This is a genomic window from Mycolicibacterium psychrotolerans (genome assembly GCF_010729305.1).
Taxonomy (GTDB): domain Bacteria; phylum Actinomycetota; class Actinomycetes; order Mycobacteriales; family Mycobacteriaceae; genus Mycobacterium; species Mycobacterium psychrotolerans.
On sequence record NZ_AP022574.1, the window covers coordinates 884,195 to 899,176 of the forward strand.

Annotated in this window: 11 protein-coding genes and 1 pseudogene; 4 read left to right on the plus strand and 8 right to left on the minus strand. The window is 68.4% G+C overall.

Annotated elements, in window-relative coordinates; translation table 11 throughout:
* The first annotated feature begins 16 nt into the window (after positions 1 to 16).
* Entirely contained in the window at positions 17 to 1,765 is a 1,749-nt protein-coding gene (gene ctaD / locus G6N45_RS04375) for an aa3-type cytochrome oxidase subunit I (RefSeq protein WP_163720569.1), read from the plus strand.
* Positions 1,766 to 1,769: 4 nt separating this feature from the next.
* Here the strand turns inward: ctaD and G6N45_RS04380 are convergent, their stop codons facing one another.
* Entirely contained in the window at positions 1,770 to 2,435 is a 666-nt protein-coding gene (locus G6N45_RS04380; protein WP_163720570.1) for an SDR family oxidoreductase, read from the minus strand.
* 54 nt (positions 2,436 to 2,489) lie between these two features.
* On the opposite strand from G6N45_RS04380, the gene ggh reads away from it, so the two are divergent.
* Positions 2,490 to 3,830: a glucosylglycerate hydrolase gene (gene ggh, locus G6N45_RS04385; RefSeq protein ID WP_163720571.1), complete on the plus strand. Its 1,341-nt coding sequence runs from the start codon at positions 2,490 to 2,492 to the stop codon at positions 3,828 to 3,830.
* 3 nt (positions 3,831 to 3,833) lie between these two features.
* Here the strand turns inward: ggh and G6N45_RS04390 are convergent, their stop codons facing one another.
* The 5 genes from G6N45_RS04390 to G6N45_RS04410 form a co-directional block, all read right to left on the minus strand.
* Complete coding sequence (locus G6N45_RS04390; protein WP_163720572.1) at positions 3,834 to 4,274, minus strand: MarR family winged helix-turn-helix transcriptional regulator; 441 nt, start codon at positions 4,272 to 4,274, stop codon at positions 3,834 to 3,836.
* A 78-nt stretch (positions 4,275 to 4,352) separates the two neighbouring features.
* Positions 4,353 to 5,087 carry an amino acid ABC transporter ATP-binding protein gene (locus tag G6N45_RS04395; RefSeq protein WP_163720573.1) on the minus strand — a complete coding sequence of 245 codons (735 nt, stop codon included), beginning with the start codon at positions 5,085 to 5,087 and terminating at the stop codon, positions 4,353 to 4,355.
* Entirely contained in the window at positions 5,087 to 6,859 is a 1,773-nt protein-coding gene (locus G6N45_RS04400; RefSeq protein ID WP_220100590.1) for an ABC transporter substrate-binding protein/permease, read from the minus strand. The genes G6N45_RS04395 and G6N45_RS04400 overlap by 1 nt, the downstream gene beginning before the upstream one ends.
* Positions 6,860 to 6,954: 95 nt before the next feature.
* Positions 6,955 to 7,746 (minus strand): LLM class F420-dependent oxidoreductase, encoded by a 792-nt coding sequence (locus G6N45_RS04405; protein WP_163720575.1) that lies wholly within the window; start codon positions 7,744 to 7,746, stop codon positions 6,955 to 6,957.
* Between the two features lie 84 nt (positions 7,747 to 7,830).
* Positions 7,831 to 9,900: a PhoX family protein gene (locus tag G6N45_RS04410; protein ID WP_163720576.1), complete on the minus strand. Its 2,070-nt coding sequence runs from the start codon at positions 9,898 to 9,900 to the stop codon at positions 7,831 to 7,833.
* A gap of 190 nt (positions 9,901 to 10,090) precedes the next feature.
* Between G6N45_RS04410 and G6N45_RS04415 the strand changes: the two genes are divergently transcribed.
* Positions 10,091 to 11,641 (plus strand): Ig-like domain-containing protein, encoded by a 1,551-nt coding sequence (locus G6N45_RS04415; protein WP_163720577.1) that lies wholly within the window; start codon positions 10,091 to 10,093, stop codon positions 11,639 to 11,641.
* Here the strand turns inward: G6N45_RS04415 and G6N45_RS04420 are convergent.
* Positions 11,618 to 12,514, minus strand: coding sequence for an Rv0045c family esterase (locus tag G6N45_RS04420; protein WP_163720578.1), 897 nt, complete (start codon positions 12,512 to 12,514; stop codon positions 11,618 to 11,620). The genes G6N45_RS04415 and G6N45_RS04420 overlap by 24 nt on opposite strands.
* Positions 12,515 to 12,644: 130 nt before the next feature.
* Between G6N45_RS04420 and G6N45_RS04425 the strand changes: the two are divergent.
* Positions 12,645 to 13,785, plus strand: a pseudogene (locus tag G6N45_RS04425) (enhanced intracellular survival protein Eis).
* A gap of 78 nt (positions 13,786 to 13,863) precedes the next feature.
* On the opposite strand, the gene G6N45_RS04430 reads toward G6N45_RS04425, so the two are convergent.
* Entirely contained in the window at positions 13,864 to 14,952 is a 1,089-nt protein-coding gene (locus G6N45_RS04430; protein ID WP_163720579.1) for an inositol-3-phosphate synthase, read from the minus strand.
* Positions 14,953 to 14,982: the final 30 nt, after the last annotated feature.

Consider the following 14,982-nt stretch of genomic DNA (forward strand, 5'->3'; position numbering starts at 1 on the left):
TGCCCGAGGAGTCCGCATGGCCGTCGACGCGCTCACCCTGCTGAACCTCGAACCGCGGCGGCCCTTTCCGTCCAGGCTGGGCCCCAAGGGCAACCTGATCTACAAGCTCGTCACGACCACCGATCACAAGCTGATCGGCATCATGTACGTGGTCACCTGTTTCGCCTTCTTCTTCATCGGTGGGCTGATGGCGCTGTTCATCCGCACCGAGCTCGCGGTGCCGGGTCTGCAGTTCCTGTCCAACGAGCAGTACAACCAGCTGTTCACGATGCACGGCACGGTGATGCTGCTGTTCTATGCGACGCCGATCGTGTTCGGTTTCGCGAACCTGGTGCTGCCGCTGCAGATCGGCGCCCCGGACGTCGCGTTCCCGCGGCTCAACGCGTTCTCGTACTGGCTGTTCCTGTTCGGCGCGCTCATTGCGCTGGGTGGGTTCCTCGTACCGGGCGGTGCGGCCGACTTCGGGTGGACGGCCTATTCGCCGCTGACCGACGCGACGCATTCCCCCGGTCCCGGTGGGGATCTGTGGATTCTGGGGCTGGCGGTCGGCGGGCTGGGGACCATTCTGGGCGCGGTCAACATGATCACGACCGTGGTGTGCATGCGGGCTCCCGGGATGACGATGTTCCGGATGCCGATCTTCACCTGGAACATCCTGGTGACCTCGATCCTGGTGCTGCTGGCCTTCCCCATCCTGACTGCGGCGTTGTTCGGCCTGGCCGCTGACCGGCATCTCGGCGCGCATGTCTACGACGCCGCCAACGGGGGCGCGATCCTCTGGCAGCACCTGTTCTGGTTCTTCGGTCATCCGGAGGTGTACATCGTCGCGCTGCCGTTCTTCGGCATCGTCACCGAGATCTTCCCGGTGTTCAGCCGCAAACCGATCTTCGGCTACACCACGCTGGTCTACGCCACGTTGGGGATCGGCGCGCTGTCGGTGGTGGTGTGGGCGCACCACATGTACGCCACCGGCGCCGTCCTTCTCCCGTTCTTCTCGTTCACCACCTATCTCATCGCGGTGCCGACCGGCATCAAGTTCTTCAACTGGATCGGCACGATGTGGAAGGGCCAGTTGAGTTTCGAGACCCCGATGCTGTGGTCGGTCGGGTTCGTGGTCACGTTCCTGCTCGGCGGTCTGTCCGGCGTGCTGCTGGCCAGTCCGCCGCTGGACTTCCACGTCACCGACAGCTACTTCGTGGTGGCGCACTTTCACTACGTGCTGTTCGGCACCATCGTGTTCGCCACCTATGCCGGCGTCTACTTCTGGTTCCCGAAGATGACGGGCCGGATGCTCGACGAGCGGTTGGGCAAACTGAACTTCTGGCTCACGTTCATCGGCTTCCACGTCACCTTCGGCGTGCAGCACTGGCTGGGCGACGCGGGGATGCCACGCCGCTACGCGGACTACCTGCCCAGCGACGGGTTCACCGGAATGCACTTCGTCTCCACGATCGGCGCGTTCATCCTGGGTGTGTCGATGCTGCCGTTCGTGTGGAACGTCTTCAAGAGCTGGCGCTACGGCGAACCGGTGATGGTCGACGACCCGTGGGGCCACGGCAACTCGCTCGAGTGGGCGACCAGTTGCCCGCCGCCGCGGCACAACTTCACCGAACTGCCCCGGATCCGTTCGGAGCGGCCCGCTTTCGAGCTGCACTACCCGCACATGGTCGAACGTATGCGCGCCGAGGCGCACATCGGCAGGCATGCCACCGCCGGGGAGTCGCCGGGCGGCTACGGCCCGCGCACCGAACCGGACCGCAGCTGACGGGTCAGCGGGGCCGGACGATGACCTCGTGGACGTGGGCGTCGCGGGGCGCGTTGATCGCATCCGCGGTGACGCGGGCGACGGTCTGCACACTGAGGTACTTCGCGGGGTCGTACTCCCGGCCCTCGTAGGCGACGAGGTCCTCCTGCATCGCGGTCGCGATGCGGCCGGGATGCACGGAGGTCACCCGCAGCGACGGTTCGTCGGCGCGCAGCGAGTCGGCGAAACCGCGCAGCGCGAACTTGCTCGCCGAATACGACGCCAGCCCCGGCGACGCGTTGATGCCCGCTCCGGAGTTGATGAACACGACATGCCCGCCCGCGGCGCGCAACGCGGGCAACAGTTCGAGGGTGAGCGCGACGGCGCCGATCACGTTGACGGCCATCGTGGAGCGCCACTGGTCGACGGTGGTCTCGGCGACCCGGCCGGGGTACGCGACGCCGGCGTTGTGGATGAGCACGTCCAGTTCGACGATCGGTTCGACGACGACGGGTATCGCGTCCGGGTCGGCGAGGTCCAGCGGCCAGGTGGTGGCTCCGAGCCGCTCCGCGACCGCGTCCAGACGCTCCGAGGGACGCCCGGCCAGGAACAGGGTGTGCGTCGGGGCCAGCGCGTCGGCCAGCGCGGCTCCGAGGCCTCCGGAGGCTCCGGTGATCATGGCAGTCGGCACACGCCGACCCTACCGACCTGCGCGGTGGGCGAAGAGGTCGCATCATGGGAGGCGATGCCCCACGATCCGAGCTTTGCCCCGACACAACTGGCCGCCCGCGCGGCCTACCTGCTGCGCGGCAACGACCTCGGCACGATGACCACCGCGGCGCCGTTGCTCTATCCGCACATGTGGAGTTGGGACGCGGCGTTCGTGGCCATCGGACTGGCCCCGCTGTCGGTCGAGCGGGCAGTCGTCGAACTCGACACGCTGCTGTCGGCGCAGTGGCGCAACGGCATGATCCCGCACATCGTGTTCGCCAACGGCGTCGACGGGTACTTCCCGGGCCCGGCCCGCTGGGCGTGTTCGGCGCTGTCGCCGGACGCGCCGCGCGGCAGACACACCTCCGGCATCACCCAGCCGCCGGTGCACGCGATCGCCGTGCAGCGCATCCTCGACCACGCCCGCCGGCGCGGCCGGTCCACCCGCGCGGTCGCCGACGCTTTTCTCGACCGGCGCTGGGGCGATCTGGTGCGCTGGCACCGGTGGCTGGCCGAATGCCGCGACCAGCGGGGCCGTGGCCGGGTCACCGTGTACCACGGCTGGGAGTCCGGTATGGACAACTCGCCGCGGTGGGACCGCCCGTACGCCAACGTGATTCCCGGCGAGGTGCCCGAGTACCAGCGCGAGGACAACAAGATCAACACCGACGCCAGTCAACGGCCCAGCGACATGGAGTACGACCGCTACCTGTGGCTGGTCGAGGAGATGAAGACCGTTCGCTACGACGACCAATTGCTGGCGAAGGCAATGAGTTTCGCGGTCGAGGACGTGTTCGTCTCCGCGATCTTCTCGGTGGCGTGCCAGGTGCTGGCCGAGATCGGTGAGGACCACAAGCGCCCGCGCGCCGACGTGAGGGATCTGTACTCCTGGGCCGAGCGCTTCCGCACCGGTGTGGTCGCGACCACCGACGAGAGAACCGGTGCGGCAAGGGATTACGACGTGCGCGCGGAGAGGTGGATCGCCACCGAGACGGTCGCGCAGTTCGCGCCGCTGCTGTGCGGTGGCCTGCCGCACGACCGGGAGCGGGCGCTGATCCGGCTGCTGGAGGGGCCGCGGTTCAGTGGGCATCCCGATCTGGCGTACGCGTTGATCCCGTCGACGTCGCCGGTGTCCCGCGACTTCCGGTCGCGCGAATACTGGCGGGGTCCGGTGTGGCCGGTGATGACGTGGCTGTTCTCGTGGTGCTTCGCGCGGCGGGGCTGGGCCGAACGGTCCTCGACGCTGCGGCGGGAGGGACTGCGGCAGGCCAGCGACGGCACGTTCGCCGAGTACTACGAACCGTTCACCGGCGAGCCGCTGGGCAGTATGCAGCAGTCGTGGACCGCCGCGGCGGTGCTGGACTGGTTGGGCTGAGCGCTACTCGGCGATGCGCTCGAGCGGCGCGAGGGCCTTGGTCAGGGCGTCGAGTTCCTCTTCGTTGAGCTTGCTCAGCAACTGAGCCAGGTGCGCCTGCCGGGAGGCCAGCGCATCCCGGTGCTGGGAGAGGCCCTGCGGGGTGATCTCGACCAGGACCGCGCGCAGGTCCGACGGGTCGCGGGAGCGCTTGACCAGGCCGAGTTTCTCGAGCCTGCGGATGGCGACCGTGGTGGTCGGGGTGCGGACGCGTTCATGGGCCGCCAACTCCGTCATCCGCATCGGACCCTGGTCCAGCAGCGTGAGCAGAATGGACAGCTGGGCCAGCGTCAGGTCGCCGGCGGTGGCCGTCTTACCGGTGTGGCGCAGCACGGACATCACCTTGGCCAGCACGCGCTGCAGTTCGCCCGCGACGTCGCTGACCTGCGTCTCCGTGCCCGCCATAATTTCGCCAGTCTAACCTGTCGGCGGCTTCCGGACCCTCCGGTCAGCTCCTTTGCGCAAAAAAAGTTGACACCGGCGTCAAAGCACCTGTGACAGGAAGCGCTGGAGGCGTTCGGTCTCCGCCTTCTCGAACACCTGTTCCGGCGGGCCCGTTTCGACGACCTGGCCGCGGTCCATGAACACGACGGTGTCGGCGAACGATCGCGCGAAGTCCATTTCGTGCGTGACGATCACCATGGTCATGCCGTCCGCGCCCAGTTCGGCGATCAGCGCCAGCACGCCTTTGACGAGTTCGGGATCCAGCGCCGAGGTCGCCTCGTCGAAGAACATCACCTGGGGTGACATCGCGAGCGCCCGGGCGATCGCGACGCGTTGCTGCTGCCCGCCGGACAGCGTGGCCGGCCGCACGTCGGCCTTGTGCCGCAGCCCGACCCGATCCAGCTGCGCGAGCCCGAGGTCGCGGGCGGCGTCGGCGTCCAGGCCCTTCAGTCTTCGCGGCGCCAGCGTCACGTTGTCCAGCACGGTGCGGTGCGGGAAGAGCTGAAACTGCTGGAACACCATGCCGATTCGCTGCCGCAGTTGGTCCGGGTCGTCGCGCAGCACCGACCGCCCGTCGAGCAGGATGTCGCCGCGGTCGGGCTCGTAGAGCCGGTTGAGGGTGCGCAGCAGCGTGGACTTGCCCGACCCGGACGGCCCGATCACGGCGGTCGAGGTTCCGGCGGCGACGTCGAGATCGACGCCGCGCAGCACCGCGTTGGGGCCGAAGGACAGGTGCAGGTCGGTGGCGGCCAGCGAGACCGCGGTCGTCGTCATCAGTTCATCTCCTGGGAGGTCGAGGTCAGCAGCGGGTCCTCCTCGTCGGGCCGGCGGCCGCGGCGCAGCCGGGTGTCGATGAAGTTCACCAGGTGGGTGAGCGGGATCGTCAGCGCGAGGTAGAACAGGCCGGCGGCGACCAGCGGCGAGAGGTTGCCGGTCTGGGCGTTGAGGTCGCGGCCCACTTGGAACAGCTCCCGCTGGTTGGCGATCAGCCCGAGGAAGTACACCAGCGACGACGCCTTGAGCAGCGAGATGAACTGGTTCATCAGCGCGGGCAGCACCCGGCGCACGCCCTGGGGGATGACGACCAGCCGCATCGAGGTCGCGTAGCTGAAGCCGAGCGCCCGGGACGCCTCCAGCTGTCCCGGGTCCACGCTCTGGATGCCCGACCGGAAGATCTCGCCCACGTAGGCGGCGGCCATCAACCCGAGTGCCGCGATTCCCAGCGGGTACGGGTTGTTGCCCGTCAGCTGCCCGACCACGGGGCCGATGCCCAACCCGATCAGCAGGATGATCACCACTTCGGGCAGGCCGCGGAAGATGTCGGTGTAGATGCGGGCGGGCCAGCGCAGCCAGCGCGAGGTCGAGATGCCGGCCACGGCGAGCGCCATGCCGAGCACCAGCCCGATCACGCTGGCGGCGACGGTCAGGATCAGGGTGTTCGGCAGACCGGTTTTGAACAGGTCCGGGATGGCCTGCTTGTAGAGATCCCAGTCCAGGAACGATGCGGCGAGTTGGGACAGCGTCGACGGCGGCGACACCGCTTCTCCGGGGGCGGCCCTGGACTGATTCTCCGCGGCGATCGCGGCGAAGTCGGGCAGCTTCGGTTCGGGTGCGGCTTTGGACCCCGGCTTCCAGCCCGGCGGCAGGGCGCGCGGCACCCAATCGGAGTACAGCCGCGACCAGGTGCCGTCGGCGATGATCGCGTCCAGGCCGGAGTTCAGCGCGTCGATCAGCGGCTGATTGTCCTTGGCGACCGCCCACGCCACGAAATTGTCCAAGCTGAAGGTGTTTTCGATGATCTCGGTGGGATCGCCGGGCTGCACGGTGCCCTGGGCCTGCTGTGACGGTGCGACCCACGCGTCGATCTGACGGGTCTTGAGGCTGGCGTAGACGGTGTTGTAGTCGGGGAACTTGACCGGCTGCAACTTGAGGGTGTCGATGACGTAGGCCTCCTGCACCGTGCCCTGCACGACGCCGATGCGCTGCCCCTCGGCGAGCTTGCCGAACCCGGTGATCGCCGAGCCCCGCGGTACAACGAGGGAGAAGTAGCCGAAGTCGTAGCCGTTGGTGAAGCCGACGGTGCGCCGCCGCGCATCGGTGGTGGTGATCGAGGAGGAGCCGACGTCGAAGCGGCGCGAGGCGACCTGGGCCAGCAGGCCGGAGAACTCGGTGCCGACGAAATTCACCTTCAGGCCCAGCTTGTCGGCGATCGCGCGAATCAGTTCGTTGTCGAAGCCGGTGAACTCGCCGGAGGAGTTGATGCAGATGCTGGGCGGCGCATCCGAGAGCGTGCCGACGGTCAGGGTGCCCGGGCTGGACAATCCCAGCGTGTTGACGTCGATGTCCTGCAGGGGCCGGACCCCGGCGGTCGTGTACTTGTCCTCGGCGGGACCGGTCGCCGCGGCAGCCAGGTTCGTCGGCAGGGCGCTGGCGCTCTGGACGCCCGGCGGGGCGCACTGGTCCACCTGTGCGCCGGCCGGGGCGGCCAACCCCATCGCCGCGATCATCGCCATCACCAGGACCAGCGCGAAACTTCTCACGGTCATGCGCGGTACCCGCATGCAGTTCATCTCAAGCAACGTAGTGGGCCGCACACCGGCGCCGGAAGCTTCGGCTCACCAGGAGTGCAATGCCGGGTGGGTCAGCCCGCCTGGCGGTCGCGCCACCGACACAGCGCCTCGGCCTTGGTGAGGTCGTAGTCGGGGCCGTTGACGCCGATCGTCAGCAGCGTGACACCGAGGCCGACCAGGGCGTCGGCTTCGGCGAGCATCGCGTCCTCGCTGCCCTCGGGCACCCCTGAGGAGCGCTCGATTGCCGACGCGTCCCGGCCGACGTCCGCGCAGTGGCGGTCGAGCACCTCGGCCTTGCGGGGGTAGGTGGAGCGGTCGGTGAAGCCGTGCCAGATGTCGGCGTGTTCGGCCACCAGGCGCAGGGTCTTCTTCTCGCCCTGCCCGCCGATCAGGATCGGAATGTCGCGCACCGGAGGCGGATTCAGCTTGTTGAACCGGGCCTCGATGCGCGGCATCGCCCCGGCGAGGTCGTCGAGCCGGCTGCCCGCGGTGCCGAACTCGTAGCCGTACTCGTCGTAATCCTTCTGCTTCCAACCGGATCCGATCCCGAGGATGAGCCGGCCGTCGGAGATGTGATCGACGGTGCGAGCCATGTCGGCGAGCAGTTCCGGGTTGCGGTAGGAGTTGCAGGTGACCAGGGCGCCGATCTCGATGCGTGAGGTCTGCTCCGCCCACGCGGCCAGCATCGTCCAGCATTCGTAGTGCGCGCCGTCAGGGTCGCCGTACAGCGGGAAGAAGTGGTCCCAGTTGAATGCGACGTCGACGCCGATGTCCTCGCAGCGGCGCACCGCATCCCGGATGTGGCGGTATTCGGGCGAATGTTGAGGCTGCAGTTGCACGCCGATGCGCACGGGTCGGGTCATGCCTCAAGATAACCTCTCGCGAGCAGACGCAAACTCGCGCGGATCGGCCGCGAATCGCACGAGTTCGCGTCTGCTCGGCATCGGTCAGAGTCCGATCTGGCCGTTGTCCTTCCACACCGCCACCACCGACGGCCGCGCCGTGCCGTTGCCGCCCTCGGGCCAGCGCGACTGTGGGTTGTCGATGCTGTTGTCGTCGTTCTCCCCGGGGTGCTGTACGCACACCGTCACCAGCGTGTCGGTGACGACGGGCCCGCACGTCTCGGCGCCGATCGGCACGGTCAGGAATTGCTTCACCTCACCGCGATCGGGGCCCTCGAGCGCGACCGCGAACAGTCCGTCGTTGGAGTCCAGCGCATTGCCGTCGGTGGAGATCCACAGGTTGCCGTGGCTGTCGAACGCCAGATTGTCGGGGCAGGAGATCGGGCTGACCTTGCTCTTGTCGAATCCCGCGAAGTAGGTGTCGGCCGCCTTCGGATCACCGCACACGAGCAGCAGCTCCCACGTGAAGTCGGTGCCCGCGTGGTTGTCGGTGATCTCGAGGATCTGCCCGCTCTTGTTGTCGTCGCGTGGGTTGGCGGCGTCGGGCGCTGCCTCACCGGGTGCGCCGCGTTCGTCGTTGTTGGTCAGCGCCACATAGACCTTGCCGGTCTTGGGGTTGGCCTCGAAGTCCTCGGGCCGGTCCATCTTGGTGGCGCCCGCCTTGTCGGCGGCCATCCGGGTGAACACCGCGGCCTCCTGCGCGGTGACGCCGTCGACCAGCGACTGCGCCTGCCCGCCGGGGCCGCTGCGCAGCAGCGGCAACCACCTGCCCGTACCGCTGAACGACCCCTTCGCCGGCAGTGTGCCGGAGCCGTCGATCTCGCCGGGCGGGATGTCGCTGGAGAGCTTGGCGACATACAGCGTGCCCTCGTCGAGGATCGTCATGTTGTGCGCCATGGCCGACGGATCGGTACCTGGCTGCATCTTCTTCGCGGAGACGAATTTGTACATGTAGTCGAAGCGCTGGTCGTCACCGGTGTAGGCGACCACGGTGCCGTCGTCGGTGACGTAGATGGTGGCGCCTTCGTGCTTGAGCCGTCCGATCGCGGAGTGCTTGACCGGGGTTGACGCGGGGTCCCACGGGTTGAGCTCGACGACGTAGCCGAACCGGTTGACCTCGTTGGGCGTCTTCGTCAGGTCGAAGCGCGGGTCGAACGTCTCCCACTTCAGCGCGGTGGGTTCGGCGTCGACCCCGTAGCGGTCCCTGCGGTCGGCGTCCACGGGTCCGGGAGCGGGCGCACCCTCGGCGGCGCCGAAGTACTCGTGGAAGTTCTCCTCCCCGGACAGCACCGTGCCCCACGGCGTCACGCCGCCCGAGCAGTTGGCGAACGTGCCCAGAACGGTCCGTCCGGCGGGGTCGGCGGTGGTGGTGACGAAGTCGCTGCCCGCCGCTGGGCCGGTCAGGGTGAACGGGGTGTCGGCGGTGATGCGCCGGTTGTAGGAGCCCATCACCGGCTTCAGGCCCTCGGGGGTGCGCTCGACCTCGACCACGCCCATTCCCACTGCGGCCTGCTCGACCTCGAACTGCTCCCGGGTGGGGGCGTCGGCGTCGAACCCGGGGAACATGAACTGCGGCGTGACGTATTCGAAGTTGGTGACCAGCAGGAAGCGGTTCTGCCGGCCGGGGATGGGCAGCAACCCGGCGAAGTCGTTGTTGAACCCGAACTGACCTCGCTGGGCCGCACCGGTCTGTTTGGCGACGTCGAACGCGGGCGCGCCCGGCAGCACCGGATCGCCCCAGCTGATGACGACGGCCTGCCGGTAGCCGTCGGCGACGACGACCGCGTCCTCGCTGTTGGGGGCCACGGACGCGAAATTCATGCCAGGCGGGGGAGAGGCCGGGGGCGCCGCCGACGACGACGTCGGTGCGGGCTGGCTCTGGGAGGAGCATGCCGCCAGCGCGGACCCGGCGCCGACGGCGAGCACCGCGACGCTGCCGGCCTGCAGAATCGACCGGCGGGACACGGCCTTGGCGATGTCGCCGAAGTACTCGTTGTCGCTGCGGTTGGGCACCGGCTTGGAGCACGCGTCACCGCACTTGTAGACGCACGTGATGTGTTGCCGACGGGATCTCCCGTCGTGGCTGACGAACAGGTTCAGCGGCACGAGCGCCATGAGATCTCCGGTTCCTTCCCACGGGGACTCCGGCCGGGGCTGTCCGGCCGGACCGCCGCAACGTACGACACGGCGGCGAGCAGCAGGCGGCCAGCGGGTTAACAGCGGGTGCTCAGAAACACCGAATTTGCTGGTGCTCTCCGCCGCTCACGGTATAGCCTGACCACCACTGTTGACGAGAGGGTAAATAGTGACGGTTGCAGACGCGAATCCGCAGCTTGCCACCCGCCCACGCGGGAACTGGCTGGTGCTCGGTGCCGCATCGGCCGGTGTTGGGGCGGCGTTGCTGGGGTTCTCCTTGCTCGGGCCGCAGACCGGCGTCGCCGCGGCGGACGGCGCCGGCGAGACCTCGGTGTCGGCCGGTCCGTCGACCACGGACCGGGCCGAAACGTCCCGCCCCACCGCGGCGCAGCGACGAGCCGAGCGACGCGCGACCCGCACCGAGACGCGTCAGGCGCGACGGGCGGACCGCACGGTCGACGCCGAACCCGCGTCCGCAGACCGCGACGTCCAAGCCAGTGCCACCGTCTCATCGACCGCCACCCCGACGGCCACCCCGACGGCGACCGTCACGACGGCCGTCACCTCGACCCGCCGCACCCTGTTCAACTCGGCGCCGACCGTGACGCCGGTCCAGCTCACCGGTCAGGTCGACGGCCCCATCACCGGCACGGTCGGTGCGAGCGACCCCGAGGGCGATCCGCTCACCTACCGAATCCGGCGAGCGCCACGGGAGGGCTCGGTGCAGCTCGCCGACGACGGGACCTATACCTACACGCCGAACGGGCAGTTCGACGGCGTCGACACCTTCCGGGTCGCCGTGCTCGACGGCAGCCCCTTCCGGCCGTGGGGAACCAGCGCCACGTCGCTGATCAACCAGGGCGCCATCACCTTCCAGTTCCGCTACACCGACGGCGGCACCACCTGGACCGCGCAGCGGCAGCAGGCACTGCAGGACGTGGCCAGGGAGCTCACCGGGTACATCATGGTGACCCAGCCGGTCACGCTCACCTACAACGTGGGTGTCGAGACGAACCCAGGCAACCTCGCCTCGGCAGGCAGTGCGCTCACATCCGGATATGCCGGCTTCTGGCGCACCGTCGTGCAGAACAAGCTGCTCTCGGGAGTCGACTCCAACGGGTCGGCCGCCGACGGCCAGATCAACTGGAACTTCAGCTATGCCTGGGGATTGGACGACACCATCGGTGCCGACGAGTACGACTTCACGTCGACGGCGCTGCACGAACTACTGCACTCGTTCGGCTTCCTGTCCGAGATCGACAAGGCCGGAAGCAATACCGGCCGCTCCTGGACATCGTTCGACCGCTTCGTCGTGGCGGCCGACGGCCACAAGCCGATCAGCGCGTTCTACACCTGGAACACCGCCGACAATGCCCGGCTCACCGGCGCAAGCGGCGGCCTGTTCTTCGGCGGAGCGAACGCGGTCGCGGCCTACGGCGGTCTGGTGCCGCTGTACACGCCGAACCCTTGGGAGAGCGGCAGTTCCATGAGCCACCTCGATGACACCACGTTCACCGGGGCCGACGATCAGGTGATGAACGCCAAGGCCGGGAAGGGCCCGGGTGTGCGGGTACTGAGCGCGGTGGAACTGGGCATCCTGAAAGACCTCGGCTATCAGGTGGTGACGCCGCAGAATTCGGCCTTGGCGTTCGTCGGCCTGCTGGTGCTGGTCCGGCGGCGCCGCAGGGCCGGGAGTTCAGTCGGCGAGGACGCCGCGTAGCAACTCGACGAGCACCCGCGGCTGGTCGCTCTGCACCGAGTGACCGGAGTCCTCGACGATGTGTGCGCGCTGGAAACCCGGTGCGCTACGCGCGAATTCGGCGGCGTCGTCGTCGTTGACGAAGAACGACCTGGCACCGCGGATCAGCGTCGTCGGCGTGGTGAGCCGCGGTACGTCGTCCCACAACCCCTCGAAACCGTCGGCGGTGCGGATGGAGTCGTAGCGCCAGGTCCAGGTGCCGTCGTCGAGCCGCTTGGCGTTGTGGAACACGCCGCGCCGCAACGACTCCCGGTCGCGGTGCGGCGCCGCGGCCACGGTCACCTCGAGCATCGCGTCGAACGAATCGAAGGTGCGTTCCCCCTGCACGAGGGCGACGGTGCCCTTCTGCGCGTCGGTCATCTCGGTGTGCCGTTCGGGCGCCGACGGTGTCACGTCGACCATAACGAGTTTGCGCACCAGATCCGGGGCGGTCACCGCGAGCCGCAGCGCCGTCAGACCGCCGAGCGACATGCCGACGACCAGATCGGCGTCGCCGGCCAGCGCCCGCACCACCGGTTCGATCGCGATCGCGTTGTTCTTCGGCCCGTAGTCACCGTCCTCGCGCCACGCCGAACGGCCATGGCCGGGAAGATCGATGGCCAGCGCGGGCAGGCCGAGCCCCAGAATCACGGTGTCCCAGGTGTGGGCGTTCTGCCCGCCGCCGTGCAGGAACACCACGCGGGGGGCGTCCTCGCCGTACCGCAGCGCGCTGATCGGTCCGTGGTCGACACGGGCCGCGGTCGGCAGCGGTCCCGGCACCCCCGCCTGGGCGGCGTTCTCTTTGAGGAAGATGAATTCCGACAGGCTGGCCAGCTCGTCGTCGCTGTCGTCCATGGTGGCAAACAGTACGCACCGGCAGATATCGGGATGCGTGCGGCGTGCCGGGTGTGCCACCGTCGAGGCCGTGCACACCGATCCGCAGAACCTGACGTTCCGCAGCGCCGAGGAGGCCGACTGGCCGGCGATGGCGTTGATCACCGCGACGGGGTTCGGGGTCTGGCGGTCCGAGGAGACGGTCGCGGCGTGGCGGTCGATGATGCCGGCGGACAGCGCCGTGGTCGCATGCGACGGGGACGAGGTGGTCGGTACCGCGCTGTTCCTCGATTTCGAGCTGACCGTGCCCGGGGGCGCGGCGCTGCCGATGGCGGGCGTGTCCATGGTCGCCGTCGCACCGACCCATCGGCGGCGGGGGGCGCTGAGCGGCATGTTCGACGAACTGCACCGGCGCATGGGCGCCTACCCGATCGCCGGGCTGGAGGCCAGTGAAGCGGAGATCTACGGCCGCTTCGGTTACGGGCCTGCGACGGTGTGGGAACGACTCGAGGTGCACCGCCGGGGTGCGCGCTTCCATCCCGCGGTGCCCGATCCCGGCGGTGTCCGCGTCGTGCGTCCCGCTGAACATCGCGCGCAACTCGAGGACATCGACGAGCGCTGGCGGCGACAGACGCCCGGCGGTCTGCACACCCCGGCCCGGCTGTGGGACGAGGTCCTGGCCGACCGCGAAGGGTCGAGAAACGGCGGCACACCCCACTACTGCCTGCTGCATCCGGACGGTTTCGCGTTCTACCGTCTGCACGGCAGGGACGAGAAGACGACCGTCGAGGTGACGAAGCTGGCGGCTGCGACCGCGGAGGCGGAGATCGCGCTGTGGCGCGTGCTGCTGGGCCTGGATCTCAAGGACACCGTCGGCATCCACACCCATCCCGGAACCGTGCTGCGCTACCTGCTCACCGATCCCCGGCTGGTCCGCACCACTGATGTCGACGACGGGCTGTGGCTGCGGATGCTCGACATCCCGAAGGTGTTGCAGGCCCGCACCTATGCTGCGGACCTGTCGGTGGTGCTGGAGATTTCCGATGAATTCCTCGGTCGGGGCGGCCGATTCGCCTTGCAGGTGCGCGACGGCCGCGCGCGGTGCGCCCACCACCGCCGACGCTGATGTCCACACCGATGTCTCGGTGCTAAGCAGTCTGTATCTCGGGGCGCACCGCGCCTCGTCGTTCGCCGCCGCACACCGGTTGCGCTGCAACGACTCCGAGGTAGTGGCCGCCGTGGACGCGGCGTTCGCCGTCGACGTCCCAGCGGAACTGGGGTACGGCTTCTAGCCCCGAACGCCGAAACTGCGTCCCACGCTGCGAATGTCGGGTGACGGCCGCACGGAACGCAGTTTCGGCGAAAAGGCGTTAGCCCTCGATGAACTTCTCGAGCTGGTCGCGGGCGATGTCGTCGGCCAGCTGCTTGGGCGGGCTCTTCATCAGGTACGCCGACGCGGCCTCGATCGGCCCGCCGATGCCGCGGTCCTTGGCGATCTTCGCCGCGCGCACCGCGTCGATGATGACGCCGGCCGAGTTGGGGGAGTCCCACACCTCGAGCTTGTACTCCAGGTTCAGCGGCACGTCGCCGAAGGCACGGCCCTCGAGGCGGACGTAGGCCCACTTGCGGTCGTCGAGCCACGCGACGTGGTCGGACGGGCCGATGTGGACGTTCTTGTCCTCGATCTTGCCGGCGAGCGAGCCGGACAGGTTGGACGTGACGGCCTGGGTCTTGGACACCTTCTTGGACTCGAGCCGCGAGCGCTCGAGCATGTTGAGGAAGTCCATGTTGCCGCCGACGTTGAGCTGGTAGGTGCGGTCCAGCGTGACGCCGCGGTCCTCGAACAGCTTGGCCATCACGCGATGGGTGATGGTGGCGCCGACCTGGCTCTTGATGTCGTCGCCGACGATCGGCACGCCGGCGTCTTCGAACTTCTTGGCCCACACCGGATCCGAGGCGATGAACACCGGCAGCGCGTTGACGAACGCCACCCCGGCGTCGATCGCGCACTGGGCGTAGAACTTGTCGGCCTCCTCGGAGCCCACCGGCAGGTAGGACACCAGCACGTCGACCCTGGCGTCCTTGAGCACCTTGACCACGTCGACGGGCTCGGCGTCGGACACCTCGATGGTGTCGGCGTAGTACTTGCCGATGCCGTCGAGCGTCGGGCCGCGCTGCACGACGATGTCGGTCGGCGGCACGTCGGCGATCTTGATGGTGTTGTTCTCGGAGGCGAAGATCGCCTCGGACAGGTCGAAGCCGACCTTCTTGGCGTCCACATCGAACGCGGCGACGAACTTCACGTCGCGCACGTGGTACTGCCCGAGCTTGACGTGCATCAGGCCGGGAACGCTGGCGTTCTCGTCGGCGTCCTTGTAATACTGCACGCCCTGCACGAGCGAGGACGCGCAGTTGCCCACGCCGACGATCGCAACCCGAACGTCATTGCTTGCGGTCATGACGACTTCTCCTCTTGTCCTACGTCACTG